At 72.4% G+C, this 4,684-nt stretch carries 5 protein-coding genes and 1 pseudogene; 4 read left to right on the top strand and 2 right to left on the bottom strand.

What is annotated here, in order from left to right; genetic code table 11:
* The 4 genes and pseudogenes from BH719_RS05920 to BH719_RS05905 form a co-directional block, all read left to right on the top strand.
* Window positions 1-499 (top strand): annotated as a pseudogene (locus tag BH719_RS05920) (type II secretion system F family protein); the annotation flags it as partial.
* A 44-nt stretch (window positions 500-543) separates the two neighbouring features.
* Entirely contained in the window at window positions 544-1,335 is a 792-nt protein-coding gene (locus tag BH719_RS05915) for a class I SAM-dependent methyltransferase (protein ID WP_034255305.1), read from the top strand.
* Between the two features lie 62 nt (window positions 1,336-1,397).
* Complete coding sequence (locus BH719_RS05910; protein WP_009743894.1) at window positions 1,398-2,438, top strand: SPFH domain-containing protein; 1,041 nt, start codon at window positions 1,398-1,400, stop codon at window positions 2,436-2,438.
* 3 nt (window positions 2,439-2,441) lie between these two features.
* Window positions 2,442-2,648 carry a type II toxin-antitoxin system antitoxin gene (locus BH719_RS05905; protein ID WP_009743893.1) on the top strand — a complete coding sequence of 69 codons (207 nt, stop codon included), beginning with the start codon at window positions 2,442-2,444 and terminating at the stop codon, window positions 2,646-2,648.
* A gap of 230 nt (window positions 2,649-2,878) precedes the next feature.
* Here BH719_RS05905 and BH719_RS05900 read toward each other — a convergent pair whose 3' ends face one another.
* Window positions 2,879-3,325, bottom strand: a complete 447-nt coding sequence (locus tag BH719_RS05900; RefSeq protein WP_009743892.1) for a hypothetical protein — start codon at window positions 3,323-3,325, stop codon at window positions 2,879-2,881.
* Complete coding sequence (locus BH719_RS05895; protein WP_216818689.1) at window positions 3,322-4,119, bottom strand: TetR/AcrR family transcriptional regulator; 798 nt, start codon at window positions 4,117-4,119, stop codon at window positions 3,322-3,324. The genes BH719_RS05900 and BH719_RS05895 overlap by 4 nt, the downstream gene beginning before the upstream one ends.
* Window positions 4,120-4,684: the final 565 nt, after the last annotated feature.

Raw genomic sequence — 4,684 nt, 5'->3', positions numbered from 1 at the left:
CGGTCGGCCTGCTGCTCCTCGTGGCGGGCACGCGGTCTCGGCGCGGCTGCTCGCCCGCCTGCGCTCCCGCGACGGGGCCGTCGACGAGGCGATTGCGTGCGACCTGGTCCTGGCGGGCTTGCGCTGCGGGGCGTCGATACCGCAGGCCCTGGCGGCGCTGGGGGGCGCCGTGGGCAGTGACGGCCTGGTGCGGATCAGCCGCGAGCTGCGCCTCGGCGCGGGGTGGGCGGCCGCGTGGGATCCGGCGCCGCCGGGCACGGAGCTGCTGCGGGAGGGGCTGGAGGCGGCGTGGCTCCAGGGCGTCTCGCCCGAGGCCCAGTTGCGGCGCGCGGCCGCCCAGACCAGGCGCCACCGGATCTCGGACGCTAAGAAGGCCGCGGAGGAGCTGGGGATCTCCCTGGTGGCGCCCCTGGGGGCCCTGCTGCTGCCGGCGTTCGTGCTGCTCGGGCTGGTGCCCATCGTCATCCACATGTTCGCGGGGATCCTCGGGGGCGTGTGAACGGCCCTGGCCCTGCCCGGCGCCGGCCGGTTAGGGTCGGTCCCATGGAAGGACTGCTTGGCCGATGGGACTCGACCCATCGGACGACCCGAATGCGCGGCTGGGACTTCTCCGTCCTGGAGGGCTCGATGACGTGCGGGGAACCGGACTGGGACTTCGAGGCGGAGTGCCGTGGCGCGCTGGTGGCGCTGGCCGACGCGGGCGGCGGCACCGTCCTCGACATGGGCACGGGCGGGGGCGAGCGCCTGGCCCTCCTCCTGGGCTCCCTCGACGCCGGGCGCCGCGGCCGCCTCGACGTCGTCGCCACCGAGGGGTGGGAGCGCAACGTGCCGGTGGCCCGCCAGCGGCTGGAGCCCCTGGGGGTGCGCGTCGAGGAGCACGACCCCGAGCGCGGCGATCCCTTGCCCCTCCCCGACGGCGGCGTGCGACTGGTCATGAACTGCCACGAGGCGCTCGACGCCCGTGATGTGGCCCGTGTCCTGGCTCCCGGCGGGCTCTTCGTCTCCGAGCAGGTCGACGGCACCGATGCCCCCGAGGTCCACGACTGGTTCGGCACCCGGCCGGCCTACCCGGATGTGCGCCCGGCGGTGGTGGCGGACGCCCTGCGCGGGGCGGGGCTGGTCGTGGAGGAGACCGCGCAGTGGTCGGGGCCCATGGTCTTCGCCGACGTGGACGCCCTCGTCGCCTACTGGGCCCTGGTCCCCTGGGACGTCCCGGAGGACTTCACAGTGCCCGGTTACGCCGAGGTGCTCGAGCGCGTCCACCGCGAGTCCGGTGGCGGGCCGGTGCGGCTGACGGCCCGCCGGTTCCGCGTCCGGGCCCACCGTCCGGGGTAACGGCGGAGGATTTGCGCGCGCCCTCAAAAATAGATATTATTTTGCTACCAAAGGAGGTAATCATGTCCGCACAACACCCGCAGCCGTCCCAATCCGAGCCCTCCGGAGGGCCCGCGCGATCCGCCCGGCACGCCACCGAGGAGGGATCGCCGGGCCGTGTCCCGAACGCCCCCGGTTCACCGTCCCCCCGCGTTGACATCGAGGAGAAGGCCGCCCGCTCAGTCGGGTCGGGCGCCGCCTTCCTGGTGGCCTTCCTGCTCCTGCTGCTCCTCGCCGGAGCCGTGGCCGTGCTGGTGCTCGGAATCATGGACGCGAGCGCCGACCCCGACCACGTCCACGCGGGGGTGGTGGCGCGGATCGTCGCCGGGGCCCTCGGCATCGCCGCGGTCGTCGTCGTGGCCACGGGCTTCGACATCGTCGTCCCCGGCCAGACCAGCGTCCGTCAGTTCTTCGGCCGCTACATCGGCACGGTGCGCCGCACGGGCCTCGTGTTCGTCCCGCCGCTCACGAACGGCACGAAGGTCTCCATCAAGGTCCACAACTTCGAGACCACTGAGCTCAAAGTCAACGACTTGGACGGCAACCCCGTCAACATCGCCGCCATCGTCGTGTGGCAGGTGGCCGACACCGCCCGCGCGGTCTTCGCCGTCGAGGCCTACGAGGCGTTCATCAGGGTCCAGGCCGAGTCCGCGCTGCGCCACGTCGCCACCATCCACCCCTACGACGAGTCCGGCCCCGGCAAGACGTCCCTGCGGGGCGGCACGGACCTCGTCTCCGCGGAGCTGGCGGCCGAAGTCGCAGAGCGGGTCGCGCTGGCGGGCCTGGAGATCGTCGAGGTGCGCATCTCCTCGCTGGCCTACGCCCCCGAGATCGCCCAGGCGATGCTCCAGCGCCAGCAGGCGGGGGCCGTCATCGCCGCCCGCGAGCAGATCGTCGAGGGCGCCGTGACCATGGTCGACCAGGCCCTCAAGCGCCTCGAGGCCGACGACATCGTCACCATGGACGAGGAGCGCCGCGCCCAGATGGTCTCCAACCTACTGGTGGTGCTCTGCTCCGACCAGCGCACCCAGCCCGTCGTCAACACCGGCTCCCTGTACGCCTGAGCCGTGGCGGGCAAGGAGCGCAAACAGGTCCTGCTCCGGTTGGACCCCGCCGTCCACGCGGCGATCGCCAAGTGGGCGGCGGACGAGCTGCGCTCGGTGAACGCGCAGATCGAAGTGGTCCTGCGCCGGGCGCTCGACGAGGCGGGACGCGGTGTCAGGGCCGCTCCCCTGCGCGGAAGAGGGCGCCCGCGCAAGGATGAGGAGCGCTGACGGGAGTTCCGGCGCCCTGCCCCTGACCCCGCGGGGTCAGGGGCAGGACCGCGCCATCGGCCTGCGGGGGCGCTCCCGCAGGCCCGGGGAGCGCGCAATGACCGGCACCCCGCAACCCGGCCCTGTCCCCGCGCGGGGCCGGGAGGGGCGGGCCGAGGCCCGGGGAGCGCTGATGGGAACCTCCCGCTGCAGGGGTGGGGAGGGAACGGGGCCGACCGCGCGGGGCGGGATCATACCGTCCGGGACGGGCGGCCCTTCGTGGGCCCCGATCCGCCCGGGGCCCGCAGGACGGGTGCTATGGCCGATGCCAGGAGCACCGTTGCTGCGCGGTTCTTGAGGAAGTCCTCCCACGGGTCCTGAGCGGGCCAGGAGTAGCCCAGGACCAGGATGAAGGCGAAGAAGCCCAGTGCCGCCAGCGCCGCAAGCCGGGCCGCCCTCCCTCCGGCCAGCAGCGCCGCGCCGAGAACGAGTTCGAAAGCGGCTGTGACCAGGCTCAGCCACTGGATGTTCGCCATGACGGAGCCCCGCCACAGATCCGCGAGCCACGGCCACAGGGCCGTGTCGGCGAAGGGCGCGTAGCTCTGCGGGGAGAAGGAGGCGAAGTAGGCGTGCGCCAGTGCTCCGCCCAGGAAGACGACGCCGAAGACCACCCGCGCGACCGTGCGGTACCGGTTCATGGCTCCGCCTCTTCCCCGGCGGTTGCGGACGGTTCGACCGGTGCCGCCTGCTCCGTCCCGGCCTCCTGTTTCGCCTTTCCGGCCTCCTGCTCCGTTTCGGCCGCCTGTTCCGCCTCTCCGGTCTCCTGTTCCGCTCCAGCCGTCTGTTCCGCCCCGGCCGTCCGATGGAGGTGGGTCGTTCTGAAGTGGCGCACGTGGGATCTCAGCAGCGCCCGTGCGCGTTCCTCGGCGCCGTCGCCCGATTCGGCGAGCTGGAGCAGGGCGAGGACCGGTCCGAAGAAGGCCAGTGCCGTGGCCATCGGGTCGAGGCCGTCGCGGAAGTCGCCCGAGTTGATGAGTCCGGCGAAGACGCCGGCCTGGAAGGCGAGGGGCTGCTCGATCCAGTAGTGGCGCAGGCGTCGTCCGATCTGCGGGTCGCGGTACTGGCTGACGATGAACAGGCGGCGCAGGGCCGCGAGTTCCCGGTCGTGCAGGACGGCGTCGAAGAAGCCCTCGGCGATCGCCGCCAACTGCTCTTCGCCGATTCCCCGGTAGCCGGGGAGCGCTGCGCCGGGGGAGGCGACCGAGACGCCCAGCGCGGTCGCCACCTCGGCCATGCGCGCGTCGGCCCGTTCGACGAGGGCGTCGAAGATCGCCTGTTTGGAGGGGAAGTGCTTGTAGACCGAGCCCTCGCGCACGCCGGCGTCGCGAGCGAGGTCGCGGATGGATGTGCCGCCCCATCCTTCCCGGGAGAAGCGTTCCAGGGCGGCGTCGAGCAATCGGTCCCGCGTCGAAGGTGAACGATCGTTAGCCACGTGGTCGATGCTATCACGCCGCCACGCAGGGCTGGCCCGGGTCCGGCCGTTGGGGCTCGCACGATGTTGTGTTGGGTGGTCTTGGTCCTTGTGCGCGCAACCGGGGGTTGCGCGCAAAGGAGGGGCGCCCAGCGCCACTGTGCCCGCCGTGGGCGGGGCCGTTCCGCAGCGCTTAGGCGTTGTGGGCCGTGTGGTCTGAATCCGGTTCTTTGAGCGCGTGGTTGGGGGGAGGGGCTGCGTGTGGTTCGTTGTCGGTGTTCTGTGCGGTTCCTCGCTCCGTGCTGCGGGATCCGCCCGCGGCTGCGCCACTTAGCGCGCCGTTGCACCACTTGGGCCCGAGCGGGTCCTGGTTCTCCCGACGTGTCGGGGGCCTAAGTGGTGCGCGCAGTGTCTAAGTGGCGCAGGCGCAGGGCGTGTTGTGCGTGTCGTTCGAGCCGGTGGTCGATGCTGGATGCGGGTGGTGGCTTGGTGCCGGGCGCCCACACACCACCCCCTTTAGAGACACGCCCTAGTAGTGTGGTCTATTGGCCGCACCCCTTCGGGCGGTGCGGCTGCGGCGCGGCCG

It is taken from the genome of Pauljensenia hongkongensis, from assembly GCF_001746855.1.
GTDB classification, from domain to species: domain Bacteria; phylum Actinomycetota; class Actinomycetes; order Actinomycetales; family Actinomycetaceae; genus Pauljensenia; species Pauljensenia hongkongensis.
Note: the sequence above shows the minus strand (reverse complement) of the source record. Positions and strands in the feature narration are given on the sequence as shown.